Raw genomic sequence first — 24,133 nt, forward strand, 5'->3', positions numbered from 1 at the left:
GAAAGATATGGCACGCGTATGTCGAGCTGAGGCCGTATTCACGGCCCGGTGGGCTGCGTCGTGCGATCTTTCTGGTTCTGCATTCGACACGTTGGCCGGATGCCGACGTCACGCGCGGCCGGCCCGGCCGCTTTACCATGGAAGGCACGCATGAGACAGGTACTGGCAGGCACCACGGCAGCGAAAGGCATGGCTCTGGGCCGCGCCCGCCTGGTGCAGCCAAGCCGCTACCTGGTCGATACCCGCCCGCTCAACGAAGACGAAGTCGAGAGCGAGCTGGCACGCCTGCATCGCGCGCTCGATACCGCACGCCAGGAACTGCGCGAACTGCGCGGCAAGCTGCACGGCGCGCTTGCGCGTGAGGTGAACGAGTTCATCGACGCGCACAGCCTGCTGCTGGACGACCCGGAACTGCTGCGCGGGCTGGACGATCTGGTGCGCATCGGCCATTACCGTCCCGGCGCCGCGCTGAAGAAGCAACGCGACCGCCTCGCCGCCGTGTTCGAGGCGATGGACGACCCCTACCTGCGCTCGCGCAAGGAAGACGTCGACCAGGTGATCGGCCGCGTCATTTCCGCCCTGCAGCGCCAGACCAGCCGCGAAGAACGCAAGCTGGCCGCGCGCGTGGGCGAGATCCTGATCGCCGACACCATCGCACCCGCCGACATGGCGCATCTGGCTGGCGCCGGCCTGCTCGGCGTGGTCGCCAGTTCGGGCAGTCCGTATTCGCACAGCGCCATTCTTGCGCGCAGCCTGGACCTGCCGATGCTGGTGGGCGCGCGCGACGCGTTGTCGACCATCCACGACGACGACCTGATCCTGCTCGATGCCGAACGCGGCGAAGCGGTGGTGCATCCCACCGCCCAGGATCTGGCCCACTATCGCGCCTGGCAGCGCGAAGCCGCCGCGGAAGGCCGCCGACTTGCCACGCTGGCCAACGCGCCCACGCGTACGCGTGACGGCGTGGACATCCGCCTGTTCGCCAATGCGGAGATGCCCGCCGACATCGCCATGGCGCGTGCACGCGGCGCCGACGGCGTGGGCCTGTATCGCACGGAATTCCTGTTCCTTCGCCAGAAGGGACTGCCCACCGAAGACGAACAGTTCATCGCCTATCGCGACCTCGTGCTCGGCATGGGCGGCCTGCCGGTGACCATTCGCACGCTCGACCTCGGCGCCGACAAGGCCGATGCCGCGGGCCTGGTGGTGCGCGGTGAAGACAACCCGGCGCTGGGCGTGCGCGGCGTACGCCTGTCGCTGCGCTATCCCGCCGTGTTCAGCACGCAGATTCGCGCCATCCTGCGCGCCGCCTGTTATGGCCCGGTGCGGGTGCTGGTGCCGATGGTGACGCAACCCGACGAACTGATCGCCGTGCGCACGCTGTTCAAGCTCGCGCGACAGGAATTGAAGCGCGAGAACATCGACCTGCCGGAGAAGCTCCAGCTCGGTGCGATGATCGAAGTGCCGGCGGCAGCGATCAATGTGCGCGCGCTGCTCGAACACTCCGACTTCCTCGCCATCGGCACCAACGATCTGGCCCAGTACGTGCTGGCCGCGGACCGCGGCAACGATGCGCTGGAAAACATCTACAACCCGTTGCAGCCCGCCCTGCTGCGGCTGCTGGCCTATGTGATTTCGGAAGGGCGCCGCGCCAAGAAAGGCGTGAGCCTGTGCGGCGAAATCGGCGGCGACGTGAACTTCACCGGCTTGCTGCTGGCGCTGGGCCTGTGCGAATTCAGCATGCATCCCAGCCAGCTGCTGCATGTGCGCGATCGTCTTGCCACGCTCGATCATGCGACGTTGCGCGCGCATGCGCCGCGCATTCTGCGGTCGCGTACGCACGAGGAAGCCGAGGCGTTGCTGGCCAGCATCACGGGTTGAGCAAGAGCCTGACCTGATCCTGTGGGAGCGCACCCTGTGCGCGACTGGGTTCTCCGTGGCGCTTGTCGCGCACAGGGTGCGCTCCCACAGTCGTGTTATGGGGAAGGCTCAGCCGGCGCGGGCTAGAAAAGCTTCGATCAATGCGCCGCGATAGCGCTGCCGGTGCAGCAGCAGCGACAGCTTGCGATGCAGGTCCAGGAACGGCGTGCGCAACACTTTCAGCCGTCCGGCCGCCACCGCATCGATGATGGCCACTTCCGGAATGCAGGCGATGCCGAGGCCGGCAATCACGGCCTGCTTGATCGCTTCCGCCTGATCCAACTCCAACACGGTTTCGCCCGCGGGCAGGCTCGACAGCGCGCGCTCGCTGAGGCTGCGGGTGGCCGATCCTGGTTCGCGCAGCACCCAGCGCGCGCCGGCGAAATCCTCCGCCTCGATGCGCCGTTTGCGTGCCAACGGATGATCGGGCGAGGCGCAGACCACCAGCGCGTCGTCACGCCACGGCCGCACTTCCAGCGAAGGGTGCGCCACCGGGCCTTCGACACAGCCCAGCTCCAGCGCGTGATCGAGCATGGCGGCGACGATTTCCGAGGTGTTCGAAACGCGCAGGCGCACGGATACGTGCGGGTGCGCGCGCACGAACTCACCCAGCAGTTCGCCCACGCGGTAGTTGCCCACGGTATTGCTCGCGCCCACCCGCAGTTCGCCACCCAGTTCATCGCCACCGCCGGTACCCACGCGACCGAATTCGGCATAGCGCTCCAGCAGTTCCTGCGCCAGCGGCAGCAGTTCGCGGCCACGCGTATTGAGGCGCAGGCGGCCGCGCTCGCGGGCAAACACCGGCGCTTCCAGCTGCCGCTCCATTTCCGCCAGCGCCATGCTGGCCGCGGGCTGGGTCAGGTGCAGCGTCTCGGCGGCGGCGCGTACGCTGCCCAGGCGGGCGATCTGCACGAACACTTCCAGCTGGCGCGGGCTGATGTTGATCATCAGCCGATCTTATATCAACGATCAGTAATTCAAAATTTTATTGATGGATGGCGAGACGGAAAATGCCGGCATTGCTGGAGAACGCCATGAATGCCGCCGTCGCCATCCCCGCTTCACCCACCCCGTCCCGCCTCCCCGGCTTGCTGCTGTCGGTCGTGATCGCGCTGGTCGCGCTGGGGCTGGGCAAGCTGGCGCCGCTGATCGGCGGTCCGGTGTTCGGCATCGTGCTGGGCATCCTGGTGCGCAACACGCTGGCCCCGGGCGGCAGCTATACGCCGGGCATCCAGTTCGCGGGCAAGCAGGTGCTGCAGTGGTCGATCATCGCGCTGGGCTTCGGGCTAAGCCTGGACCAGGTGGCCAAGACCGGGCTGGAGTCGCTGTCGGTCACCCTGGTGACCATGACGGTAGCCTTCCTGGCGGCGTGGGGGCTGGGTCACCTGCTGAAGGTGCAGGACAAACTGAAGATCCTGATCGGCGTGGGCACCGCCATCTGCGGCGGCTCGGCGATCGCGGCGGTCACGCCGATCATCAAGCCCGACGAGCACGACACCGCGTTCGCCATCTCCACCATCTTCCTGTTCAACCTCGTCGCCGTGCTGCTGTTTCCGCTGCTGGGCCACGTGCTGCACCTGTCCGACCTCGGCTTCGGCCTGTGGGCCGGCACCGCGATCAACGACACCTCGTCGGTGGTTGCCGCGGGCTACAGCTTCAGCAAGCAGGCGGGCGACTACGCCACCATCGTCAAGCTCACCCGCGCCACGCTGATCATTCCGATCTGCCTGATCCTGGCCTTTGCCACGGCCTGGAAGCAGAAGAAGCAGGGCGCCACCGATTTCAGCCTGCGTCGCATCTTTCCCTGGTTCATCCTGTGGTTCCTCGTCGCTTCGGGGGTGCGCACGACCGGCCTGGTGCCGGTGGCCATCCAGCCGGCGCTGCACCTGGCCGCCGAATTCCTGATCATCGTGGCGCTCACCGCGATCGGTCTTTCGGCCAACCTGCGCAAGATGGCTTCCACCGGGGCGCGTCCGATCCTGCTGGGACTTGGTGTGTGGGCCGCGGTGGCGGTGAGCAGCCTGCTGGTGCAACTGGTCATCGGGCAGTTGTAACGATTACGCTGGGCGCCCACGGTCACGCCGATCACGGACGCCAGCATGCTGCTTCACGGCCAGTGTCATTGCGGAAACATCGCTTACACGCTCGATTGGAAGCCCGATCCGACCGAGATTCCCGCCCGCGCCTGCGATTGTTCCTTCTGCACCAAGCACGGCGCGGTTTGGACGTCCGTTCCGGATGGCGATCTGCGCGTCACGGTGCGCAGGCCTGATCTACTCCACCGCTATGCCTTTGGCACCAGCACCGCGGATTTCCATATCTGCAGGGAATGCGGCGGCGTGCCGCTAGTGACGTGCACCGTCGACGGACACGTCTATGCGGTGGTCAACGTGAACACGTTCGACAACCTCGATCCCAGCCTGCTTCAACACCGGCCGGCGAGTTTCAGCGAAGAAGACGTATCTTCGAAACTCGCACGACGACAGGCGAACTGGATCGCCAACGTGAGCATCGTCGAAGGCGAGGCCTGATCAGGCGGACGGCTCCGCGGCGATTTGCTTCAGCAGGGCGATCGGACCGGCAAGATTCGCGGCCAGCGCCTCGGGCAATCCATGCCGCGCGATGATGTACTCCGGCGCGTTGCAGGCGATCCAACTGCCGCCCTGCCCGTCATCCCACACCAGCGCCTTCAGCGGCAGATCCAGGCCGACGCGCGGCTCCTGCTGCATCAAGGGCGTGCCGCCCTTGGGATTGCCGAAGATCAACATCTGCTCGGCCGGCATGCTGAGTCCCGCGCGCGAGGCATCGCCACTGAAGTCGATCAGCGCGAACACGGTGATGCCGTGCGCATCCAGCGCCGCGCGGATCTTGCCGATGGTCGTGCTCACATCGAACGGCGAGCGGAACTGCACGATGCCGTGATCGGCCGGGCTGGACATCGGAACGCCTCGTTGCTTGGGAGTGATCGACGAATCTTCGGTCCCGCCACGTTAATCCGACGCATAAAAAAAGGCGCACCCCGGCCCACACCGGGATGCGCCTCGCAGGCCTGCGCGATGGATCAGCGCATGCCGCCGCCGGCGTAGAGCTGCTCGCCGGTCAGCCAGTAGGAGTCGCTGGAAGCAAGGAAGGTCACGATGGAGGCGATGTCGTCCGGCTGGCCGATGCGGCCCAGCGGGGTCTGGGCAATGGCGCCCTGGTGGAAGTCCGAACCGATGAAGCCGGCCGCATGGGTGCCTTCGGTTTCGACCATGCCCGGGTTCACCGCATTGACGCGGATCTTGCGCGGGCCCAGCTCGCGCGACAGCACGCCGGTGATGGCGTCAACCGCACCCTTGGTGCCCGTGTACACGGCGCTTTCCGGCGGCACGATGCGCGACACCAGCGAACCGATGTTGATCACGCTGCCACCGTCGTTCATGTGGCGCGCCGCTGCCTGGGTGGTCAGCAGCAGGCCGAGCACGTTGACGTTGAACTGCTTGTGGAAGTGTTCCTCGGTGATGGCGTCGAGCGCACCGAACTCGTACACACCCGAGTTGTTCACCAGGATGTCCAGGCGACCGAAGTTCGACACGGCGGCGTCGGCCAGCGCCTTGGCCTCGGCGGCCTTGGAAACGTCGCCGCCCACGGCAACGGCCTTGCCGCCGGCCTTGGTGATCTCGGCCACCACGGCGTCCGCGCCGGCCTTGCTGGAGGCGTAATTGACCACCACGGAGGCGCCTTCGGCGGCCAGCGCCTTGGCGATGGCGGCGCCAATGCCCTTGGATGCGCCAGTAACGACAGCCACTTTACCTTTGAGCTTGCTCATGACAGACACCTGTTCAGGTTGGGAGGAGAAGCTGAGGGAGTTCTGAACTCCAATAGTTCGTAACATACGAACTTAAGAACTAAGTTTCAAGTGCTGCTAAAATGAACATATGAGGCCCCTGACCCACCCCTCGATCGACGACGTGACCGTGGAAGGCATCCTGCATGCCCTTTCCGATCCCGTGCGTGCGGCGATCTACTGGCAACTGTCCTGTGCGGACAGCGCCAACAGCTGCTCGGTCTTCCTCAAGATCGAAGACCGCTGCATCCCCAAATCCACCCTGTCACAGCACTTCCGCGCCTTGCGCGAAGCAGGACTGATCCGCAGCGAGCGCCGTGGCGTGGAGATGCTCAACACCACGCGGTGCGGTGAGATCGAGGAACGTTTCCCTGGGTTGCTTCCGGCGATCAAACACGCGCAAAGCATTCAGTGCGCAGCGCGCAAGCAAGAAATCGCAGCGAAGCCCGCTGAAGTCGTCGCGGGCTGATTTCGGCTGAGCCTCGGATCGTTTTGTGGGAGCGCACTTGTGCGCGACTGAGGCTGCCCCAGTCGCGCACAAGTGCGCTCTCACAGTGACGTCAGGCCTTGCCCTGCTCCACGAGAGTCAGCGCTACCTTGTCGCGCAGATACACCGGCAAGGCATGCTCGGGGGCACCTGCATTTCCCGCGGCAAACTCGCGAGCGGCGAGTTCAGCCACATGGCGCGCCTGCGGATAGCGCGCACCCTCGGCTGACCGCAATTCGCCGGTGAGATGGGGACGCAACACATCCGCATACGTGCTCCAGCCCGAACCGACCACATGCCATGCGGGCGAAGGTGACAACGCCAACGCAGCGGGCAGGCAGACGCGTTCGTCGTCCAGCGTGATCAGTCCGCCGTTGTCGTCGCGCCGGTAGCTTGCGGCGTAGATCTCGCCCATGCGCGCGTCGATCACCGCGAGGATGGTGGCGTCGTCTTCCGGGGCTTCCAGGGCCAGTGCGGCAAGCGAGGACACCGTCACCACCGGCACATCGAGCGCCAGCGCCATGCCTTGCGCCAGCGAGATGCCGAGACGCACCCCGGTGAACGCACCCGGGCCGCGGCCCACGGCGATCCCATCGAGGGCATGGCGACCCAGGCCGGCTTCGGCCAGCAAGGCGTCGGCCATGGGCAGGACCAGCTCGGCGTGGCGGCGCGGCGCAATTTCGCTGCGTGCGATCACCTGGTCGCCGTGGACGAGAGCGACGGAGCAGGCTTCGGTGGAGGTTTCGATGGCTAGCAGGTTCATGGCTGCTCCATGATAGCCGGGCCGGTCGCGGCAGGCATGCTGGCGTACCAGTCGATGCGGCGGGTGAGGTACATCAGCAGGGCCACGGTGAGCACCAGCACGATGGCGCCGATCAGCAAGGCGTATTCCTCCGCCGCGAGCACCACGTAAAGCATGGCGTAGACCAGCGCCAGCGAGGCCCCCAGCAGCAGCCCTGCCCGCCGCGCACCCAACACCGCCATCGCATAGCCGCCGACGATCGCCACCACCGAAGCGGCCGCCACGCTGTAGGCAAGACCAAAGCCCAGTTGCTCGGACAGCGCCAGCAGCAGCACATAGAACGAGGTGAGCGCAGCGCCCACCAGCAGGTATTGCACGGGATGTACGCGCAGCCGCTTGAGCACCTCGAACAGGAAGAACGCCACGAATGTCATGGTGACGAACAGCAATCCGTATTTGCCCGCCCGCACATTGCGCTGATAGACATCCACTGGCTGGAACAAGGCCACGCCGAACGCGGCGTCATGCACGGCGGCGTCGATGCGTGCATCGCTCGCGTGCCACGACTGGCCGAACTTCCGGTTGAGATCCAGCATGTGCCAACGCGCCGAAAAACCCTGCGCATTCACGCTGCGCTCCAGCGGCAAAGCCGCACCGATGAAACTCGGGTCGGGCCATGGCGCGCGCATGTTCACTTCCATGCTGCGCGCCAGCGGCAACAGCTGCAGGGATTGCGTCCCCGCCAGGTGCAGCTTCACTGAAAATTCGATGGGCTGGCCATTGAGCGCCGCCAGATCGAGCGGCACGACCACAGTGGAAGACGAGCCGCCGAACGTCATCGCGGACGATTCGAAGCGTTGCGGCTTGCCGTTGACCTGCAACTCGCTCACGTCCTGCAAACCGCGCAGATCGCCTACCACCAGCCGCAGTTCCGCCTTGCCATCCTGCCAGGTGGCGGTATCCAGCTGTCGCCGCTGCGCGATGTCCTGCGCAGCGAATCGACCGTGCAATTCCACCGTCGAAGCGAACACGGGCGCTTCGTAGATGCCGTAGCGGCGCTTGTCCACCGACATGCCGATGCTCATGGCGGCCGTGTCGGGCAGCAGCAGCGTGGTATCGGCCACATCGCGCAGCTCGCCGCCGGTCGTTGCGATCTTCTCCTGCGTCGGCACCGCCAGCACGAGGCCACCGAGCACCTGCTCGCCGCCCCAGCCCTGCGCGATCTGCTCGATGGCCGCCTGCCGCATGCCCTGCCGCTCTTCCACCAGCGACTGCACCTTCCACAACGGCAACAACATGAGCAGCGCCAGCAGGCCCACGCCAAGTACCTTGGCGGTCCAGCCCTTCATCCAGTGTCCCATGGCTCAATCCCTTGTCTCGGAGCCTGCAGGAAAACAGGCGCGGGGGCGAACCTTCGGGCGAGTTGCTGCCGACTCGCATGCGACTTGTGGCGGAACCATGGCGCAACTCATTACTCCGCAGGTAATCGCTTGCGTGCCTCGTACGCCGCACTCTGTTCCCACACCCACCTACGAGGAACACGCCATGACCACCCACGCCCACGCACTCGCCGAACGCTACATCGCCAGCTGGAACGAGACCGATGCCCTGCGTCGTCGCAGCCTGATCGAAGACGTCTATGCCGAACACGCGCGCTACACCGATCCGATGGTCGATGCGAAGGGCTGGGAAGCGATCGACGCCACCGTGTCGGCCGTACAGGCGATGTTCCCCGGCCACCGCTTCGCACTCGCCGGTGTGGTCGATGCGCATCACGACACGCTGCGATTCCAGTGGCATCTCGCCTCGCCGGGCGCAGCCGAACCGCTGGTGATCGGTTTCGACGTCGCTTCGCTGCAGGAAGGACGCATCGGCCAGGTGTTCGGCTTCCTCGACAAGGTGCCGCAAATGGCCTGACGGCCATGGCCGGACGGCACCCCGCCGTCCGGCATGGGCCTACCATCCATCCTCGTGGGAACATCGCTCCCTCGAGGTACCCACGGAGATGCACATGAGCGCCACGGCTTCCGCCCTCTCCCCGTCCGCCGCTCGTCCGGTCGGCGATCTCTTGCGCGAGTGGCGGCGTCATCGACGGCTCAGCCAGCTCGATCTGGCCAGCGGCGCGGAGGTTTCCACGCGCCATTTGAGCTTCATGGAATCGGGACGCTCGCAGCCCAGTCGCGACATGATCCTGCGGTTGGCCGAATACCTGGATATTCCCTTGCGCGAACGCAACCAACTGCTCGTGACGGCAGGATTTGCGCCGGTCTACCGCGAACGGACGTTCGACGATCCGGCGTTTGCCGCGGTGCTCGGTTCGATCCGTCTGCTGTTGAAGGGATTGGAGCCCTATCCCGCGCTTGCCGTCGATCGGCACTGGAACCTGATCGAAAGCAACCAGGCCACGCAACGCATGCTGGCGGGACTGGTACCGCAATGGCTCAAACCGCCGATCAACGTGCTGCGCCTGAGCCTGCATCCCGAAGGGCTGGCGCCGCATATCCGCAATCTGCCGGTGTGGCGGGCGCATCTGCTCGATCGCCTGCGTCGCCAGATCGATGCCACGCACGACCCGCAACTGGTCGCCCTGCTACAGGAGTTGCGCAGCTATCCCGGCAATGATGCCGAGGGGCACGGCGTGGTCAGCGGCGATATCGCCGTACCGATGGAACTGGCGCTCGGCGATATCACGCTGTCGATGCTGAGTACCACCACGGTGTTCGGCACGCCGATGGACGTCACACTGGCCGAACTGGCCCTGGAAGCGTTCGTGCCCGCCGACGAAGCGACCGCCAGCCATCTGCGCGACATGGCCGCCAGCGCCGCCGGAACGAACGCGTAAGCTCAGCCCGGCGGCTGCCACAGTTCGATGCGCGTGCCTTCCGGATCCATGATCCAGCTGAAGCGACCAAATTCGCTCTCTTCGATGCGGCCGTCGACGTCCACGCCGTCCGCCTTCAACTGCGCGAGCAAGCCATCCAGATCGTCCACGCGAAAGTTGAGCATGTAAGGCTGGCTGCTGGGCGCGAAATAGGTGGTGTCAGCGGCGAATGGCGTCCACACGATATAACCCGGACGCGACGCGTCGTCCTCGAAACGCGCCCCGCCCCAGTCTTCCAGCGGAAAGCCCAGATGCCGCGCATACCACTCGCCCAGTGCTGCCGGATCGCGCGCCTTGAAGAAGATGCCGCCAAAACCGGTGACCTTGGCCATGTCCGAATCCTCGTTGGAGTGACTGCGCTTATCGTTGTGCGTCCAGCGAGCAGAATCCAGTGCCGTGGGCCACGCAGAACCAGCTCATTTCCCTCACCGTCATTCCGGCGCAGGCCGGAATCCAGCAGCCGTGCGTTGGGTTGTTGCGGGGGCATATCCAGAGCGTCTTTTGCTCCGCCTAGATAACTGGGCGCATTCGCTACTGGATTCCGGCCTGCAGCGGAATGACGGGCGAGAAACGCATGTTTAGGCAAGATCTACATCGCACGCTCACGCCGGTGCGGACACTTCATCGTCGAAGAACGCCTTCACCTGCGCCAGTTCCTTGGTGCGAGGCATGGCGGGAAGGCTGTTGAGGAACAGCCGTCCATAGCCCTTGCTGGTGAGGCGCGGATCGCACAACACAAGCACACCGCGATCGTGCACGTCGCGAATCAACCGGCCCGCGCCCTGCTTGAGCGCAATCACCGCACTGGGCACCTGCCAGCCCATGAAGGGATTGATGCCGGCCTGCTCCAGCGCTTCGAGGCGCGCCTGCAGCACGGGATCGTCCGGCGAAGCGAACGGCAGCTTGTCGATCACCACCACGCTCAACGCTTCGCCCGCCACGTCGACGCCTTCCCAGAAACTGGCAGCGCCCAGCAACACGCCGTGACCGCTGTGGCGGAAATCCTCCAGCAGTTGGTGGCGTGGTGCCGAACCCTGCACGAACAAAGGCCAGGGCACCCGCTCGTGCAGCAATTCGGCCGCGCGGCGCAAGGCACGGTGCGAGGTGAACAGCAGGAAGGCGCGTCCGTGCGAGGCGTGCAGCACCGGCAACACGGCCTCGATCACGCGGTCGGTGTAGTCGCGGGCGGAAGGATCCGGCAGTCCTGCGGGCAGATAGCACAGCGCCTGCTTCTCATAGTCGAACGGGCTTTCCACATGCAGGGTCTGCGGGTCTTCCAGACCCAGCTGGCGCGCAAAGTGATCGAAGCTGGACGACACCGACAACGTGGCCGAGGTGTAGATCCACGCCGCCTGGGTCTGTTCCCGCATGGCTCGCAAGGGCGCAGCCAGATCGAGCGGCGTGGCATGCAGGGCAAAACCACGGGGAAACAGTTCGTACCAGCGCACGTCGCGTTCGCTTTCGCGCTCGGCGATGCGATCGAGGCGCTCGCTCATCAAGGCGGCACGTTCATGCGCATTGGCGAAACCGCGCGAGCGCTCCGCTTGTGACGCCAGTACGTCGGTCAATGCCGCCAGCACGTCGCGTAGCGCATGCAAGGCATCGCCGATCTCGTGCTTGGCCTCCATCTGATGGAACGGCCCTCGCTCCGGCAACACGTCCATCGCCAGTCGCAGTCTGCGCACGGCATCCTGCACCGCTTCGGCCGGCTCCAGCACCAGGCCAATCGCACCCGTGACACCATTGCATTCGCTCAGGCTGTCCTGCGCCAGATCCGACAGCTGGCGCGCACTGATGCTCTGCGAGAAAAACTGGCCGGCAAGCTCGGGAATCTGGTGTGCTTCGTCGAGGATGAACGCGTTCGCGCCCGGCAGGATTTCGCCGAAACCTTCCTGCTTGAGCGCCAGATCGGCGAACAGCAGGTAATGGTTGACCACCACCAGGTCGGCTTCCTGCGCTTCGCGCCGCGCCTTGATCACGTGGCAGTCGTCGTAGAACGGACACTCCACGCCCAGGCAGTTTTCCGGCGTCGAAGTGACGCGCGGCCACAGTGGCGATTCCTCCGGCACCTCCGCCAGCTCCATGCGGTCGCCGCGCCGTGTTCGCGCCGACCAGGCACGGACGGCCGCCAGTTGCGACGCCTGCGCGCGATCGAAAGTGGCACCCTCGCGCACGGTCTGGTCGAGACGATACAGGCACAGGTAGTTCGACCGCCCCTTCAGCAACGCCGTCTTGAGGCGGGCGCCCAGCACCGAGCGCACGCGCGGGAGGTCGCGGAAATACAGCTGGTCCTGCAGCGCCTTGGTGCCGGTGGACACGATCACGCGCTCCCCCGAGAGCAACGCCGGCACCAGATAGGCGAACGTCTTGCCGGTGCCGGTGCCGGCCTCCGCAATCAGCGTCTCGCGCTCGGCGATGGCGTGCTGCACCGCGCGCGCCATCGCCTGCTGGGCGGCGCGCGGGGCGAAATTGGGTAGCTCGCGAGCGAAGGGGCCTTCCGTGCCCAGCAGCGCGGCAACGTCCTCGTGATCAATCATCGGCCAAGTATCGCCGACCTGAGCCGCGGCTGCGAATGTTCTAGACTGCCGGCATTCCCAGCCGTGGAGTTGCGCCATGTCCTCACGGATCACCGGCATCGGCCAGATCGCCATCACCGTCAGCGACGTCGATACAGCGCTGTCGTTCTATCGCGACATCCTGGAACTGCCGTTCCTGTTTCGGCCCGCCACGAATCTGGCCTTCCTGGATGCCGGCGGCGTGCGGCTGATGCTGTCCACGCCGCAAGGACATGGCAGCGTGGGTGGCAATTCCATTCTCTACTTCACGGTCGGCGACATCGAGCACACGTTCCGCGCACTGCTCGATCATGGCGCGGTGGGCGAACGCGAGCCGCAGGCGACGGCGGAGCTATCGGATCACACCTTGTGGCTGGCCTTCCTGCGCGACCCGGACGGGAATCTGGTGGGCCTGATGGAAGAACGCGCCAGGGCCTGAGCCTGCCACCGGATGCACGCCAAATGTTCCTGGCGTGCACCGCCCGTGCGGATCCGGCTTGCTTCCTCAATGAGACGCGATCGGGGTGACGCTTCATCGAGGCGTGCTCCCAAGGGCTGGGAGCGACTCCACTCACCGACGCTTGCGTTTCGACCGACAAGGCGCCAGCGCTTCAACAGCGAAGATTTACAGCGAGAAGTCGTACTGCAGCTGCAGCCGCGCATAACGTGGGGTGTTGAAGTACTTCGGCAGCTTGTAGTGGGTGTACATGGTCTTGCGACCGCTGTTGGAAATGGTCTCGTACTGTTCGTAGACGAAGGTCGGCGCGTCGTTGTTGAACAGGTTGATCACCGATAGCTGCATGCTCAAGCCTTTCGCCCACGACGGCTGGTAGATCACGTTCGGACTGACTGTCCACAGCCATGGGGTGCGCCCGCTGGTTCCCTCAGCGCTGATCTCGCCGTTGCAGACATGGAACGCTGCGCCATAGCCAAATCGAGTGCCCAGCGTGCCGCCGCCACCGCCATAGCAGCTGATCGGCGCACCCGATTGCGCCAGCAGGTTGAGGCCCGCCGACCACTCGGAGGTGAACTTGTAGGCGCCGTAGAGCTTGATGGCGTGGCGGCGGTCGTTCGGCAGATAGCCGTTGGCGCCGACCATGATTTCGGGGAAATCGAAATCGGAGGTTGTGCCGGTATCGTCCTGGCCGTTGCTGGACTTCACCAGCCCCTCGGTGTTGCCGTAGCTTTTCGACCAGGTGTACGAAGCGTTGAGGTAGTACGTCTCCGACTGCTTCTCCGCGCTGAGCACGATGCCTTGATAGGAGCGCATGGCACGCGGTCCCAAGGTGCTGCTGGGAATCGTCACATTGAAGGTACGAGGCGAGCCGTCCAGCGTGGTGCTCAGCGAAAGCGCGCTGCCTGGGTTGTAGATCCAGCAGCCGACCATGCCGGCAGGCACCGACCACTCGTCATCCCAGGCGCCATCCACGCCTTGCCTTGCCGCTTCCGCGTAGAACGGCCGCGAATCGCAGGTGTCGTCGATGGTGGTGCGCAGCTTCCGGTAGGTGGCCTTCATGCCTACCGTCCAGTTGTCGAGAAAGACGGTGTCGCTGCGCAGCGTCTTCTGGAAACCGAGGATGTACTCGTCCTGCACGTACGGTTTCAGGCCTTTGGAGGCCACGGCACGTGGATCGGGCGTACTGCCATCCTCACCGTTGATGATGTAGTGCCCCTGGCTTCCCTTTGTGCCTACCAGCACGGGCGAGCCATCGGGATTGATCGCCGAATAGAGGCTGTCGTCCTCGACAAAGAGTGACGCGGTCGCGGCGCGCAAGGCGACGTTGGCCGCGATCGGCAGGGAGTAACGACCCGCACTGCCGGCCACTTTGAACGACGCGTCGCCCATCACGTCCCAGGAAAATCCCAGGCGCGGCTGCCAGATATTTTCCTGTTTGACGAAACTTTCGTCGGCGCCGTTCTTGTTGTTGAAGCTGTCGTTGCGAAGTCCGCCGTACAGCATCAGCTTCTCGGTCGCCTGCCAATGATCCTCCAGATACCAGGCCTTTTGATCGATGTCGATACGACCGCCCGTGCGGAAGTTCTTCGTCATCACCAGGCCCGGCGCTTTCGCGCTGGGTTTGGAGTAGTAGTAATGATAGGCACCACCCGAATACGAGCTGCCCGCATCGGACGACCAGCTTTCGTCGGAATAGCCTGCGCCAAGTTCGTGATCGCCAAGCCTCCAGTCGAGATCGACGCGCCAGGCCTCGCGCTGATCTTTGCCGCCGTAGATGTCGACGCTGCTGGTAATGGCACAGGTCGCCGGCCCCCACGGCACGCCGTTGTACGCGGTGTAGGCACAACCGGAAGCGGGCGCGTTGATATCGCCGTTGTAGCGGGTGGTGATGCCGGCCGGGCTGACGGTGTAGGAGGAATTGTCGCTGTCCATCTTGCCCCACTGGGCCGTCAGGGTCAGATCCTCGGTGAGATAGCCGGTGTATTTGACGATGCTGGTCAGGCCGCCCACCTTGTTGTGCAGATCGCCCTTGTAGGTCGTCTTCGACGTCACGCCGTCGACGTAAGGAGCGTTGTAGTAGCGGTAAGTGGTGCTGTCGGTATTGTTGAAGCCGGTGTATTCGAGATGATTGGCGTCGTTGATGTTCCAGTCGAGCTTTACCACCCAGTAAGGACTCCTGGTGGTGAGGTCGTTGGCGGTAGTAGTCGAGTTGGCATTGCTTAGACTCGAAGTCGAAGAAGCACCGTAAGTGGTGATGCTTGTCTTGGTGAACTCAGCCAACGCAAACAGGAACAACTTGTCCTTGATCAACGGCCCGCCCAGCCAGGCGTCGTAAGTGTTGCTGGCCTTGGTGTTTTTATCGTACTCGCGGAAAGTGGTGCCGTTGGCACGCATGACATTGGGTGAGGTTGCACGAGCCCAGTCCGGTGCCGTGCTCCAGCTCACGCCGCCCTTCCACTCGTTGGTGCCGCGCTTGATGTTGACCGAGGTCACGCCGCCAGTGGAAAGCCCGTATTGCGCGCCGTAGCCGCCCGACTGCACATCCAACTGGTCGATGGCCTGGAATGGCACTTCGCCGAACGAGAGATTGTTGTAGAGGTTGGTGACGTTGAAGCCGTTGACGTAGTAACTGTTCTCCGCGACCGACGAGCCGCCGAACGACGGCAGGTTGCCGAACGCACCGTTGCCCTTGACCACGCCCGGCGCCAGCGTCGCCACGCTGACGATATCGCGCGGCACCGGCAGCGCGTTGAGCTGGGAAGCTGAGAAGGTGGTGCGCGTTTCCGACGAGTTGACGTCGATGGGCGGGATCGCATTGGCACTGACTGTCACGGTACTCAGGCGGGTTGCCTGTGCGGCCTCGGTGCCAAGATTGAGCTGTGCCGTTTGTCCGGCCAGCACGGTCACCTGGCTGGTGTTGAGCGCATGACCGTCACGCACCAGCTGCACTTCATATCGACCGCTGGGCAACGACGGCACGCGGAACTTGCCGTCGGGCGTCAGCTCGACCGAACGGGACAGGCCCGAGTCCAACCCCTTGATCACCACCACTGCACCGCTGGCGTAAGTCGCAGTCCCTGAGATATCACCCGCCGTACTCTGCGCCAGCGCGCTGCCGCTGCCCAGGCTCAAGGCGATGGCCAGCACCAGCAGGCGTAAATCGAACGAAGCCGATCCGCTACGAGAAATCATTTCGAGTTGCTCCCCTGTGAAAAGTCGATAGCGGTCCGTGTCGGTGTCATCGACACCAACGGAAGCGCGCTCCGGATGCAGCGCCCTCCGCGCTGCGGGAAGCAGACAATCAGAACTCGATTAGCAAGTCAAACGTGGTCTTTTTCCTACAAAAATTACAAGAATGGCTTGGCAATTGAACTCACCAAAGCCAGGTTTAACTTGCCTACACGAAAATCAGTTGACACGTACGCAGGATTCGCAGACCGACTGAACGAAGCCTGCGATTTGGCGGACATTCCGAGTGGCCGAGGGCGTAACAAAGCGCTCTCGTTGCGCTTTGATGTGTCCAAGGAAGCAGTACGCCAGTGGTTCAAGGGACAGGCCTTTCCCGAAACGGCCCGGTTGGCAAAGGTTGCCGAGGAGTTCGAGTGCAGCCTGGATTGGCTGATCCTGGGCCGCCTGCCGTCGACCGGGCAGGTACATGAACCGGGGGGCGCCTATAAGGTCCTGACCGAGCAGGAGCGCGCCGTGATCACCGCGATGCGGAAGTTGAATGCCCGCCGCCGCAACGCCCTGGTGCAACTGCTGGCCGATAGCGAGGGCTGAAGGGTGAAGGCCCTTGAAGACCCTCCTCGCCTAGTCCTCGCCTGCCCGAACGCCGCAAAAAGGCCCTTCGTGATATCAATGGTGATTGAATGCAGTCATTGATATCACTGCAAAGGGCGCCCGCCATGGCATCCGTCACCATTCGCAACCTGCCCGAAGAAACCCATCGCGCCTTGCGCGTACGTGCTGCTACGCATGGACGCAGCACGGAGGCGGAAATCCGGGCGATTCTCGAAAACGCTGTCCGGCCCGAGAACCGAATCAAGCTCGGTTCCCTGCTGGCCGACATGGGCCGGGAAGTGGGCGGCGTCGAGCTTGAGATCGAGCGCGACAGGACGGCATCCGAGCCGGTGAGCTTTGAATGATCCTGCTCGATACGTATGTTGTTTCAGAGCCGCTCAAAGCGCCTGGCGACATGAACGTGCTCGCCTGGATCGACGCGCAGATCATCGAAACGTTGTACCTCTCGGCCATCAGCCTTGCCGAACTGCGCTTCGGCGTCGCCGTGCTGCCTGAGGGCAAACGCCGTGACCTACTTCATCAGCGTCTCGAGCAACGCGTGCTGCCCCTGTTCGCCGGCCGCATACTGTCATTCGATGCGCCGGCATCGGATGCGTACGCCACGCTGCGTTCCCGCGCTCGCGCCGCTGGGAAAGCGATTGCGCCGACGGATGGTTACATCGCCGGCATCGCAGCTATTCATGGCTTCGCGGTAGCCACGCGCGACACGTCGCCTTTTGAGGCTGCCGGCGTGGCCGTGATCAACCCGTGGACATGGCAGGCTTGATCGCGATCAGGCGGCCGCTGGCCGTTTGACTTGCGTGAGGCGACCCATGTCGGCAATCGGTGACACCCGGCATGCCTGGCTAAGCCTCCCAAGTCCAAGGATTGATGAGGTTGACGCCGGATGCGGCAAAGTCGGCCACGTTTCGAGTCACCACGGTCATGCCGTGTACCTGCGCCGTGGCGGCAATGAAAGCGTCGCGCAACGATTGCGGAGCGGGTACGTGCAGCTTCGCGCTTCGCTGCGCGACGGCGGTATCCACCGGCAGGACGCGGCCTGCGAAAGCCGGCAACACATGACTGTTCAGCCAGGCACGAAGCACGGCACCCTTCGAGGGGTCTCTGCGCTCGGCCAGCAAAACGCCAATTTCCAGCTCCTGGATCGTGATCGCGGAAACGAACAGATCGGCGGCATCCACGCTGTCCGACCACTGCGCTACGCGTTTGTCGGCCTTGCCGCCGCGCACTTTGCGCAGCTCAGACACGACGTTGGTATCGAGAACAAGCATCAGGACAAGTCCGCCGGTAGAGCAAGGTCGCGCGGCGGTGGGATTTCCAGTTCAATGTCCTCGACGCCGGGCATGGCCAGCAGATCGGCAATCTTCTGGCGTCCCCCGGTAAGACGCTGGTATTCCTCGATGCTCAGCAGCACGTGCGCCGGTCTGCCTCGGTCAGTGATGAACACTGGACCCTCCTTGGTGGCTTTCTTGGCCTTCGTAACGTCCTGGTTGAGTTCGCGGCTCGATAGGGTCGTGATGGTCATGATGGCGCTCCGACGCAGCTCGTTTGTAGTTACGTTACTACAAACAAGCTATGTCATGGCTCGGATCGCCAAATCAGCCTTTCTCTCTCCACCGAGAACCCGCGAAGGCTAGCCTCTCGCTGGCTCGCTAAGGTCTTGGATGCCCGCCTCGATACGTTGCAGGGCCTCGCTGAAGCTTGATCTCGCCAAGGCCGGAGCGGCCTGGGAACGGTGGACGCAGCTCGGCGAATCAGGCCTTCTCGCTTTCACCGCAGAAGAGGCGAACGCTCAATAACGCTGCATCCCTTCCACATGGCACTGCGCCACGCTCTTGCTGGCATTGGCCGCACCGGCGTCATCGCCGGCGTGCCGGCGCAGCTCGGCGATGGTCTGCCAGTTGCGGGCGCACAACGGACCGAGTTTCGGGCCGAGATCCCAGGAGCGGTGGGCCATCTGTTCGGCGTTGGCGTAATCCTTCAAACGGATCGCCACCTCGGCGCGGTCCTGCAGCAGGTCCGGCGAATTGGGGCTGATCTTCAGCGCCTGGTCGAGCTTGGTGGCGGCATCGCTGTACTTGCCCACGCGCAGATCGCCTTCGGCCGCATCCTGCAACGCCGCGACGCCGGGGTCACGCAACGGGTTCACGTCGATGACGGATTTCTCCTTCTCGCCGGCCGCGCGGATGGACGAAAGCATCTGCTCGTCGGACACGGTCGGACGGGTGGCCTGCGAAGGCGCCACGGGCTGGCTGCACGCCGCGAGCAGGAGTACGACCAACGAAGCGGGGGCGGCGGAAAGGCGAAGGGCACGACGAAACATGATCAATCCCGGCTGGGGGCGGAGGACGCTGGCGCTGGGGATGCGTCGCTACCGCTGAAGAAATTGCCGACGTGCTGCCAGAAACAGCCCTCGGCGTCCTGGGACAGTGTACCGGCGACCACCGGCACCTGCCGCGCTCCTTCGCAGCCCTCTTCCGAACGCTTGCCGTCGGCAGTGTTGACCCACGCCATTTCCAGACCCTGGCCCGGCGCTGCCGGCAGTGGCCGCGTGGGCAGTTTCTTGAACAGCTCCTGCCAGGCGCGCAGGCTGCCGGTGTTGCCGTACATGCCGCTGGGCTTGTTGTCGTCGCGGCCCATCCAGAACACGGCCAGGTGATCGGCGGTGAAGCCGGCGAACCAGCTGTCGCGCAGGTCATTGGAGGTGCCGGTCTTGCCCGCCGCGTTGAGGTAGCCCAGCCCGACCGTGCCGATCGACGCCGCCGTGCCCGAGCGCGTGACCTGCTGCATGGCCCAGGTGGTCAAACGCACAGCGGGCTGGTACTCGCCCGCGCCGGTCTTCACTTCATAGCGCTTGATGGTCTGGCCGCGCGCATCCACCACGCCGCGCACCGCCAGCGGCGGCAATGCGTGGCCATCGGCGGCGATGTATTGATAGAGCTGGGTGGCCTGCAGCGGCGACATGTCGACGGCGCCGATCAGCAACGAAGGACTCGGGTTGACGTTGCTGAGGCCGAACGATTCGAGGAACGCCTTGATGCGCGACACGCCGACGCTCATGCCCAGGTTGATGCTGGCCAGATTCCACGAATGCACCAGCGCATCGACCATCGGCACCGAGCCGTGCACATCGCCCTCATCGTTTTTCGGCGTCCAGAAACTGCCGTCCGGCTGGCGCAGGCTGATCGGCGAATCTTCCACCGGACTGGCCAGATTCCAGCGTTCCGGGTTGGTCAGCGCCACCAGGTACACCAGCGGCTTCACCAGCGAGCCGATCTGGCGCTTCGCATCCAGCGCACGATTGAAGCCCTGGTCGCCCGGTATCTTGCTGCCGACGATGGCCAGCACTGCACCGGTCTGCGCTTCGGTCACCACGGCAGCGGCTTGCGCCGCTTCGCCGCGTTTGCCGAGACCACCGAGCGTGGTCGTGATGGCCTGTTCCGCATACACCTGCGCGGCCGGATCCAGCGTGGTGAAGATGCTCAGGTTGCCCTGGGAAAGCGTGTCGTCGTCGAAGTCCGAGGTGATCTGCAGACGCACCAGGTCCATGAAGGCCGGGAAACGGTTGTGCGGCAGCTGGCCGTTGCTCACGATGCCCAGTGGCGTGGCCTTGTACGCGTTCGCCTGTTCCGCGGTGATCAGGTTGGTTTCGCTGAACTGGTCGAGCACCAGGTTGCGACGCGACAGCGCGCGATCCGGATAGCGGCGCGGGTCGTAGTAGCTCGGCCCCTTCACCATGCCGATCAGCAGCGCCATCTCCTGCGGCTTGAGGTCTTCCATGCGGCGGCCGAAGTAGAACTCCGAGGCCGCGGCAAAACCGTGCACGGCTTGTCCGCCCTGCTGGCCAAGGAACACTTCGTTGACGTAGGCCTCGAGGATGCGGCTCTTGTCGTAGTGCGCTTCGATCAGGATCGACATCAGCGCTTCGTTCAACTTGCGCGAGAAATTCTGCTCGCGATCGAGGAACAGGTTGCGCACCAGCTGCTGCGTGAGGGTGGAACCGCCCTGCACCGTGTGGCCGGCACGCAGGTTAGCGAACGAGGCGCGCAGGATCGCGGTGAGATCGATGCCGAAGTGATGCTTGAAGTCGCGGTCTTCCACCGCCTGCAGGCCGGACAGCAGCAGCGGCGGTACGTCGGTGAGTCGCACGATGCGGCGCTCTTCCTGCTGCGAGCCATACACGGTGGCGATGCGCGCCGGATCGAGATGAGTCATCTCGATCGGCTTGCCGTTGGCCAGGTCCTTCACGCTGGTGACTTGCGTCTTGCTCAACGCGACGCGGATGCGCTTGGGCACTTCGCCGCCGTCAGGGCCGGCATAGCCGCGCGAGGCAATGGTGTAAGTGCTGCCCTCTTTGGCCCAGGTGCCGGCGACATCGGCGTGGCCATCGTTGCTGTAGCCGGCAAAGGTCAGCTCGAGTTCCAGCGTCGAGGAGGTCATCGGCGTGCCTGCCGCCAGCGGCAGCGGCCGCGCGTAGACGCGGGTAGGCACCGCGAACACCAGATCGTTGAAGCGGTCCTGCACTCGCTTGTTGAGCACCAGGGTGTACGGCAGCACGAAGCCGAACAGCAGTCCCATGCAGACCCAGAACGGAATGCGGATCCAGGGCCAGACGGCACTGAAGATCGAGCGAAGACGGGTCATGAAGTCCAAGTAGGGGCAATCCTGAACGGGGAGGCTCCGGGATCATAGGGCCTGCTTCCCGGCGGGCATCTGAACGCGGGCCGCCAGATGTGGCGGGAAGCGGGCACGAATGGGCCACAAGGAGGATCGATCCGCTCCCTTGTGGGAGCGCACCCTGTGCGCGACCGGTCCTTGCCCCAGTCCCGCGCAGGAGGCGGTCGCGCACAGAGTGCGCTCCTACAGGGGGAGGTGTGGCTCCCAGCAGGCGGCATCGGGCTGGAACGGGCGTGGCGAGACGCCCAGCAGGCGCTGCAATTCGCTGTTGTCGGCTATCAGGTCGGCTTCCAGCCGGGTCAATGGGCCGCGCAGGCGCGGCACCGCGTGACGCCCGGCGCGCAGAAGCACGGCGGGAATCGGCAGCGGGATCGTCGGCGTCGCCAGGCTGCGGCGCACCCGGGCGAACATCTCAGCTGCGGTGAGGCGTTCGCCGCCGCCCAGCGGAAGGATCCGCCCTGCCGCGTCCGGATGATCGAGTGCCGCCATCACCGCGGCGGCGATATCGTCCGCATGCACAGGCTGGCGCAGACCGCGGCCCGCCGGCAGTGGAAAGACATGCAGGCGGCTGGCCCGACGCGCGATCGGCGTGAGGCTTTTATCGATGCCCGCGCCGTAGATGAGTGTCGGCCGGAAAATCGTCCACGCCATGCCCTGCCGATCGCAGGCGGCGGCCACGGCGGCTTCACCATCGCGCAGCGTCTGCGAGAGCTCGCGCTCGGCAGCTACGTCGGAGGCTTGCTTGGATTCGGCGCTCATCGAACTGGTGGCGATGATGCGCGTCGTCGATGGCAAGCCTGCGGGTGCCAGCCATGCGGCAAACGATGCGAGCGGACCGAAATTGATCACCGCGGACGGCTGGGCGACGGCGGGAACGCGGTCGGGCAGATCGCCTTGCAACCATTGAACGCCGGCCTGCGTCGGTCGCGGTTTGCGACTCAGCGCAACGATCGATTCCCCGCGCGCGCGCAGTCGTGGCAGCAGGAAATGGCCAATCTGACTGCTGGCCCCGAACACGAGCACCGTCATATCAGCCGCCCGATTGCAGCCGCGCCATCAACGTCGCCAGGCGCGGATTGCCGGGCGCGAGCTTGCGCGCGCTGTCCAGCGACTGCGCCGCGTTGGCGCGATCGCCGTTCTGCAATTGCTGTTCGGCCTGATCCATCCAGGCACCGGCAAGGCGCAAGCGCAGCTCGCCCTGATTGGCGTTGCCGGGCGATAGGTCGGCCACGTCGGCGAGACGGTTGCCGGCCGCGCCAAGATTGCCGCTGGCGAGGGCCTGGTTGAACTGGTTGATGGCGAGCGTGGGCAGCGATTCCAGGCCATGGCGCGCTGCTTCATTGTTGCCATCCAGCGCCAAAGCCTGGCGGTAGAGGTCGTAGGCGCTTTCGCCCGGCGGCAGCATCAGGTTGCCCTGCCGGGCAGCCGCGTCAGCGCGTTGCACGGTGCGCGCCAGTTCGGCGCTCTGCTGTGGCGTGAGCGGCGGATGCTGGAGGTTGTCGTCGTTGTCTGCGGCGGCGTCGCCGGCGATGTCGTTGGCGACCTGCGCGGCGTTGGATTTGCGTCCGCCGCCGAGGCGCGCACGTGCTGCGGCAAGATCGGCCGAATGCGGTGCGATGGTCGCGGCCTGATCCAACAGCTGGCGTGCATGCGTGTTGTCCGCATTGTCGAGCGCCGCATTGGCCTGCACGATCAGCGCCTGGGCCACCTGGCCCATGCCGGCCTTGGCGTCGCCGTTGTCGGGATCGATCGCCAGCGCCGCCTTGAAGTGCGCCAGCGCGGTGTCGTCGCCCGCACCCACGATGCGGCCGTCGCGCAAGGCGTTCTGGCCCTGCTTGACCGCATCGGTAAGGGCACTGTTGTCCTGCTGGTTTACCTGCACCAGCGCAGCGCGCAGTGCCGGCAGCTCGCCGTAATTGGGCAGCAGCACGGCGAGGCGGTCGACCAGCGCCGAGGCGGTGGCCCGGTCGCCGGCATCCAGCGCCTTGTGCGCCTGGCCAGCCAGTGCGTCACCCACTTGTTCCAGGCCGTGCTTGGCCACGGCGTTGTTGGGATCGGCGGCCAGCACGCGGCGATAAAGCTCGCCGGCGCCATCGTCGCCCTGCAGCTTGCCCGCGTCGAAGGCTTGCTGGGCCTGCTCGACCAGATGATCGGTGGGCACCTTGCCATTGCGTGCGGCGGCCAGGGACTGGCTCAGGCGATCGACATCGCTGCCGCCACCGAGCAGTTCGCGTGCGGCGGTGAGTGCCTGATCGGCGTCGTCCAGCTTGCCGGCCTGCAAGGCGGCGTCGGCGCGGGCGATCTCGGCCTGCCCCACGTTGCGCAGGCCGTCGCGGGCGCGGTCGTTGTCGGGTTGCAGGGCGCGCGCTGCTTCGAAAAGTTCGCGCGCGCTGGAGCCGTCGTTGCCATCGAGATGGCCTTGCTGCAGCGCCGTTTCCGCGCGCCCCAGGATGCCGTCGAGTTCGGTGTTCGGCACTAGGCCGCGCAGCCTGTCCTGGCCGATCCACAGCGAGGTGCCCACGCCGATGGCAATCAGCACCACCACCGGTACCAGCCAGCCGCGACGCTTGGGCCGATGCACGGGCGGACGCGAGGAACCGCCGCGACGAAGGTCCGGATCGAGCGTGAACGTGGGTAGCCCGTCGTCGTCCCGGGACTTGGGCGCGGGTCCGTCCAGGTTATCGAGATTGCCGAGCGTGGGCTCGGTGCGGCCCGACGAGCCGTGGTCGTGCTGGTCTTTGCGTCCGTTCATGGGTTCACGAGGGTGGGTTCAACGGGTGGCAGCTT

Annotated in this window: 24 protein-coding genes; 10 read left to right on the top strand and 14 right to left on the bottom strand. The window is 65.0% G+C overall.

Annotated elements, in window-relative coordinates:
• Positions 1 to 150: 150 nt before the first annotated feature.
• Complete coding sequence (gene ptsP / locus ISP20_RS15155; protein WP_204636955.1) at positions 151 to 1,881, top strand: phosphoenolpyruvate--protein phosphotransferase; 1,731 nt, start codon at positions 151 to 153, stop codon at positions 1,879 to 1,881.
• A gap of 108 nt (positions 1,882 to 1,989) precedes the next feature.
• Here ptsP and ISP20_RS15160 read toward each other — a convergent pair whose 3' ends face one another.
• Positions 1,990 to 2,868 (bottom strand): LysR family transcriptional regulator, encoded by an 879-nt coding sequence (locus ISP20_RS15160; protein ID WP_204636956.1) that lies wholly within the window; start codon positions 2,866 to 2,868, stop codon positions 1,990 to 1,992.
• Between the two features lie 86 nt (positions 2,869 to 2,954).
• Here ISP20_RS15160 and ISP20_RS15165 point away from each other — a divergent pair, with 86 nt between their 5' ends.
• Positions 2,955 to 3,974 (top strand): YeiH family protein, encoded by a 1,020-nt coding sequence (locus ISP20_RS15165; RefSeq protein WP_204636957.1) that lies wholly within the window; start codon positions 2,955 to 2,957, stop codon positions 3,972 to 3,974.
• Positions 3,975 to 4,019: 45 nt separating this feature from the next.
• Positions 4,020 to 4,451 carry a GFA family protein gene (locus ISP20_RS15170; RefSeq protein WP_204636958.1) on the top strand — a complete coding sequence of 144 codons (432 nt, stop codon included), beginning with the start codon at positions 4,020 to 4,022 and terminating at the stop codon, positions 4,449 to 4,451.
• Here ISP20_RS15170 and ISP20_RS15175 read toward each other — a convergent pair whose 3' ends face one another.
• Together ISP20_RS15175 and ISP20_RS15180 are read right to left on the bottom strand one after the other, a co-directional pair.
• Entirely contained in the window at positions 4,452 to 4,859 is a 408-nt protein-coding gene (locus ISP20_RS15175) for a DUF302 domain-containing protein (protein WP_204636959.1), read from the bottom strand.
• A gap of 122 nt (positions 4,860 to 4,981) precedes the next feature.
• Positions 4,982 to 5,728: a glucose 1-dehydrogenase gene (locus ISP20_RS15180; RefSeq protein WP_204636960.1), complete on the bottom strand. Its 747-nt coding sequence runs from the start codon at positions 5,726 to 5,728 to the stop codon at positions 4,982 to 4,984.
• Between the two features lie 148 nt (positions 5,729 to 5,876).
• Between ISP20_RS15180 and ISP20_RS15185 the strand changes: the two genes are divergently transcribed.
• Positions 5,877 to 6,215 (top strand): ArsR/SmtB family transcription factor, encoded by a 339-nt coding sequence (locus ISP20_RS15185; RefSeq protein ID WP_338031016.1) that lies wholly within the window; start codon positions 5,877 to 5,879, stop codon positions 6,213 to 6,215.
• A 91-nt stretch (positions 6,216 to 6,306) separates the two neighbouring features.
• Here ISP20_RS15185 and tsaB read toward each other — a convergent pair whose 3' ends face one another.
• Positions 6,307 to 6,996 carry a tRNA (adenosine(37)-N6)-threonylcarbamoyltransferase complex dimerization subunit type 1 TsaB gene (tsaB, locus tag ISP20_RS15190; RefSeq protein ID WP_204636962.1) on the bottom strand — a complete coding sequence of 230 codons (690 nt, stop codon included), beginning with the start codon at positions 6,994 to 6,996 and terminating at the stop codon, positions 6,307 to 6,309.
• On the bottom strand, positions 6,993 to 8,336 hold the full coding sequence (creD, locus tag ISP20_RS15195; RefSeq protein WP_204636963.1) for a cell envelope integrity protein CreD: 1,344 nt from the start codon (positions 8,334 to 8,336) through the stop codon (positions 6,993 to 6,995). Before creD ends, tsaB begins: the two co-directional genes overlap by 4 nt.
• A gap of 184 nt (positions 8,337 to 8,520) precedes the next feature.
• On the opposite strand from creD, the gene ISP20_RS15200 reads away from it, so the two are divergent.
• Both ISP20_RS15200 and ISP20_RS15205 read left to right on the top strand, forming a co-directional pair.
• Positions 8,521 to 8,892 carry a nuclear transport factor 2 family protein gene (locus ISP20_RS15200; RefSeq protein WP_204636964.1) on the top strand — a complete coding sequence of 124 codons (372 nt, stop codon included), beginning with the start codon at positions 8,521 to 8,523 and terminating at the stop codon, positions 8,890 to 8,892.
• A gap of 94 nt (positions 8,893 to 8,986) precedes the next feature.
• Positions 8,987 to 9,817 (top strand): helix-turn-helix domain-containing protein, encoded by an 831-nt coding sequence (locus ISP20_RS15205; RefSeq protein ID WP_204636965.1) that lies wholly within the window; start codon positions 8,987 to 8,989, stop codon positions 9,815 to 9,817.
• 2 nt (positions 9,818 to 9,819) lie between these two features.
• Here ISP20_RS15205 and ISP20_RS15210 read toward each other — a convergent pair whose 3' ends face one another.
• Together ISP20_RS15210 and yoaA are read right to left on the bottom strand one after the other, a co-directional pair.
• On the bottom strand, positions 9,820 to 10,188 hold the full coding sequence (locus tag ISP20_RS15210) for a VOC family protein (RefSeq protein ID WP_204636966.1): 369 nt from the start codon (positions 10,186 to 10,188) through the stop codon (positions 9,820 to 9,822).
• Between the two features lie 270 nt (positions 10,189 to 10,458).
• Entirely contained in the window at positions 10,459 to 12,393 is a 1,935-nt protein-coding gene (gene yoaA / locus ISP20_RS15215) for a DNA repair helicase YoaA (protein ID WP_204636967.1), read from the bottom strand.
• A 76-nt stretch (positions 12,394 to 12,469) separates the two neighbouring features.
• Between yoaA and ISP20_RS15220 the strand changes: the two genes are divergently transcribed.
• Positions 12,470 to 12,850, top strand: coding sequence for a VOC family protein (locus ISP20_RS15220; RefSeq protein ID WP_204636968.1), 381 nt, complete (start codon positions 12,470 to 12,472; stop codon positions 12,848 to 12,850).
• Positions 12,851 to 13,036: 186 nt separating this feature from the next.
• Here ISP20_RS15220 and ISP20_RS15225 read toward each other — a convergent pair whose 3' ends face one another.
• Positions 13,037 to 16,060, bottom strand: coding sequence for a TonB-dependent receptor (locus tag ISP20_RS15225; protein ID WP_204636969.1), 3,024 nt, complete (start codon positions 16,058 to 16,060; stop codon positions 13,037 to 13,039).
• A 168-nt stretch (positions 16,061 to 16,228) separates the two neighbouring features.
• Between ISP20_RS15225 and ISP20_RS15230 the strand changes: the two genes are divergently transcribed.
• The 3 genes from ISP20_RS15230 to ISP20_RS15240 all read left to right on the top strand — a co-directional run bounded on the left by ISP20_RS15230 (position 16,229) and on the right by ISP20_RS15240 (position 17,435).
• On the top strand, positions 16,229 to 16,648 hold the full coding sequence (locus ISP20_RS15230) for a helix-turn-helix domain-containing protein (RefSeq protein WP_204636970.1): 420 nt from the start codon (positions 16,229 to 16,231) through the stop codon (positions 16,646 to 16,648).
• Positions 16,649 to 16,773: 125 nt separating this feature from the next.
• Complete coding sequence (locus ISP20_RS15235) at positions 16,774 to 17,013, top strand: FitA-like ribbon-helix-helix domain-containing protein (protein WP_204636971.1); 240 nt, start codon at positions 16,774 to 16,776, stop codon at positions 17,011 to 17,013.
• Positions 17,010 to 17,435, top strand: coding sequence for a type II toxin-antitoxin system VapC family toxin (locus tag ISP20_RS15240; RefSeq protein ID WP_204636972.1), 426 nt, complete (start codon positions 17,010 to 17,012; stop codon positions 17,433 to 17,435). The genes ISP20_RS15235 and ISP20_RS15240 overlap by 4 nt, the downstream gene beginning before the upstream one ends.
• A 79-nt stretch (positions 17,436 to 17,514) precedes the next feature.
• On the opposite strand, the gene ISP20_RS15245 is transcribed toward ISP20_RS15240, so the two are convergent.
• The 6 genes from ISP20_RS15245 to ISP20_RS15270 form a co-directional block, all read right to left on the bottom strand.
• Positions 17,515 to 17,940, bottom strand: coding sequence for a type II toxin-antitoxin system VapC family toxin (locus ISP20_RS15245; protein ID WP_204636973.1), 426 nt, complete (start codon positions 17,938 to 17,940; stop codon positions 17,515 to 17,517).
• Positions 17,940 to 18,194 (bottom strand): type II toxin-antitoxin system Phd/YefM family antitoxin, encoded by a 255-nt coding sequence (locus tag ISP20_RS15250; protein ID WP_204636974.1) that lies wholly within the window; start codon positions 18,192 to 18,194, stop codon positions 17,940 to 17,942. Before ISP20_RS15250 ends, ISP20_RS15245 begins: the two co-directional genes overlap by 1 nt.
• Positions 18,195 to 18,461: 267 nt before the next feature.
• The gene (locus ISP20_RS15255) at positions 18,462 to 18,992 is read right to left on the bottom strand and encodes a tetratricopeptide repeat protein (protein WP_204636975.1); all 531 of its coding nucleotides are present in this window, start codon (positions 18,990 to 18,992) and stop codon (positions 18,462 to 18,464) included.
• Positions 18,993 to 18,994: 2 nt separating this feature from the next.
• Positions 18,995 to 21,313 carry a penicillin-binding protein 1B gene (gene mrcB / locus ISP20_RS15260; RefSeq protein ID WP_204636976.1) on the bottom strand — a complete coding sequence of 773 codons (2,319 nt, stop codon included), beginning with the start codon at positions 21,311 to 21,313 and terminating at the stop codon, positions 18,995 to 18,997.
• Between the two features lie 216 nt (positions 21,314 to 21,529).
• Complete coding sequence (locus ISP20_RS15265) at positions 21,530 to 22,375, bottom strand: NAD(P)H-binding protein (RefSeq protein WP_204636977.1); 846 nt, start codon at positions 22,373 to 22,375, stop codon at positions 21,530 to 21,532.
• A gap of 1 nt (position 22,376) precedes the next feature.
• On the bottom strand, positions 22,377 to 24,098 hold the full coding sequence (locus ISP20_RS15270) for a tetratricopeptide repeat protein (protein WP_204636978.1): 1,722 nt from the start codon (positions 24,096 to 24,098) through the stop codon (positions 22,377 to 22,379).
• Positions 24,099 to 24,133 lie beyond the last annotated feature (35 nt).

The organism is Dyella kyungheensis (assembly GCF_016905005.1).
Lineage (GTDB): Bacteria > Pseudomonadota > Gammaproteobacteria > Xanthomonadales > Rhodanobacteraceae > Dyella > Dyella kyungheensis.

What these genes read in the sequence shown, in the direction of transcription:
- ptsP (WP_204636955.1), top strand. Translation starts at nt 151, where the DNA reads ATGAGACAGGTACTGGCAGGCACCACGGCAGCGAAAGGCATGGCTCTG.
- ISP20_RS15160 (WP_204636956.1), bottom strand. Translation starts at nt 2,868, where the DNA reads ATGATCAACATCAGCCCGCGCCAGCTGGAAGTGTTCGTGCAGATCGCC.
- ISP20_RS15165 (WP_204636957.1), top strand. Translation starts at nt 2,955, where the DNA reads ATGAATGCCGCCGTCGCCATCCCCGCTTCACCCACCCCGTCCCGCCTC.
- ISP20_RS15170 (WP_204636958.1), top strand. Translation starts at nt 4,020, where the DNA reads ATGCTGCTTCACGGCCAGTGTCATTGCGGAAACATCGCTTACACGCTC.
- ISP20_RS15175 (WP_204636959.1), bottom strand. Translation starts at nt 4,859, where the DNA reads ATGTCCAGCCCGGCCGATCACGGCATCGTGCAGTTCCGCTCGCCGTTC.
- ISP20_RS15180 (WP_204636960.1), bottom strand. Translation starts at nt 5,728, where the DNA reads ATGAGCAAGCTCAAAGGTAAAGTGGCTGTCGTTACTGGCGCATCCAAG.
- tsaB (WP_204636962.1), bottom strand. Translation starts at nt 6,996, where the DNA reads ATGAACCTGCTAGCCATCGAAACCTCCACCGAAGCCTGCTCCGTCGCT.
- creD (WP_204636963.1), bottom strand. Translation starts at nt 8,336, where the DNA reads ATGGGACACTGGATGAAGGGCTGGACCGCCAAGGTACTTGGCGTGGGC.
- ISP20_RS15200 (WP_204636964.1), top strand. Translation starts at nt 8,521, where the DNA reads ATGACCACCCACGCCCACGCACTCGCCGAACGCTACATCGCCAGCTGG.
- ISP20_RS15205 (WP_204636965.1), top strand. Translation starts at nt 8,987, where the DNA reads ATGAGCGCCACGGCTTCCGCCCTCTCCCCGTCCGCCGCTCGTCCGGTC.
- ISP20_RS15210 (WP_204636966.1), bottom strand. Translation starts at nt 10,188, where the DNA reads ATGGCCAAGGTCACCGGTTTTGGCGGCATCTTCTTCAAGGCGCGCGAT.
- yoaA (WP_204636967.1), bottom strand. Translation starts at nt 12,393, where the DNA reads ATGATTGATCACGAGGACGTTGCCGCGCTGCTGGGCACGGAAGGCCCC.
- ISP20_RS15220 (WP_204636968.1), top strand. Translation starts at nt 12,470, where the DNA reads ATGTCCTCACGGATCACCGGCATCGGCCAGATCGCCATCACCGTCAGC.
- ISP20_RS15225 (WP_204636969.1), bottom strand. Translation starts at nt 16,060, where the DNA reads ATGATTTCTCGTAGCGGATCGGCTTCGTTCGATTTACGCCTGCTGGTG.
- ISP20_RS15235 (WP_204636971.1), top strand. Translation starts at nt 16,774, where the DNA reads ATGGCATCCGTCACCATTCGCAACCTGCCCGAAGAAACCCATCGCGCC.
- ISP20_RS15240 (WP_204636972.1), top strand. Translation starts at nt 17,010, where the DNA reads ATGATCCTGCTCGATACGTATGTTGTTTCAGAGCCGCTCAAAGCGCCT.
- ISP20_RS15245 (WP_204636973.1), bottom strand. Translation starts at nt 17,940, where the DNA reads ATGCTTGTTCTCGATACCAACGTCGTGTCTGAGCTGCGCAAAGTGCGC.
- ISP20_RS15250 (WP_204636974.1), bottom strand. Translation starts at nt 18,194, where the DNA reads ATGACCATCACGACCCTATCGAGCCGCGAACTCAACCAGGACGTTACG.
- ISP20_RS15255 (WP_204636975.1), bottom strand. Translation starts at nt 18,992, where the DNA reads ATGTTTCGTCGTGCCCTTCGCCTTTCCGCCGCCCCCGCTTCGTTGGTC.
- mrcB (WP_204636976.1), bottom strand. Translation starts at nt 21,313, where the DNA reads ATGACCCGTCTTCGCTCGATCTTCAGTGCCGTCTGGCCCTGGATCCGC.
- ISP20_RS15265 (WP_204636977.1), bottom strand. Translation starts at nt 22,375, where the DNA reads ATGACGGTGCTCGTGTTCGGGGCCAGCAGTCAGATTGGCCATTTCCTG.
- ISP20_RS15270 (WP_204636978.1), bottom strand. Translation starts at nt 24,098, where the DNA reads ATGAACGGACGCAAAGACCAGCACGACCACGGCTCGTCGGGCCGCACC.